Source organism: Vibrio sp. YT-19(2023) (genome assembly GCF_033337395.1).
The window spans coordinates 1-519 of sequence record NZ_JAWOQN010001141.1 but is presented as its reverse complement, the minus strand read 5'-3'; the positions used below and the strand labels follow the sequence as shown (position 1 = coordinate 519).

Sequence of the window (519 nt, the reverse complement as noted above, 5' to 3'; positions counted from 1 at the left end):
CCACTTTCCAGCTTTAGTCACGGCAACCACCACGGCTAATCCCACCAACGCGACGATAGCCAGCGTGATGATGATGATCGGCTCGTGATATGGAATTGAATCCAGAGTTAATCTTCCAAACATGTGATTATCCTTGGTTTTCAGGCAAACAGTTCATGGAACCCGGATGTTGGGTCACGACGTTGCTGAACAGAAACGGAGGAACACTTGAGAACAGAGTGACAGGCGCAGCAACGCTTGGCTCAGCCAGCGAGCTGTATTGCTCCCAATCTTCGATTCGATCAGGGCTCGCTTTCACTTTTTGCACCCAGTTGAGGAAGGCTGCGCGATCCGGCATTGCCGATGCGGTGAACTTCATCTGCGAGAAACCTTCGCCGCTGTAGTTCGACGCAAAGCCCTTGTAGTCCCCTTCGTGGTTAGCGATCAGATTCAACTTAGTCACCATGCCTGGCATCGCGTAAATCTGAGTACCCAAACGCGGGATAAAGAACGCGTTCATGATGTTGTCTGAAGTCAGCT

The 519-nt window shown here is 51.3% G+C and carries 1 protein-coding gene; it reads right to left on the bottom strand.

Annotated features, from left to right (window positions below; translation table 11 throughout):
- Positions 1-127: 127 nt before the first annotated feature.
- Positions 128-519 (bottom strand): COX aromatic rich motif-containing protein (locus R7E78_RS30500; RefSeq protein WP_318059193.1); only part of this gene is annotated, 392 nt, incomplete at its 5' end.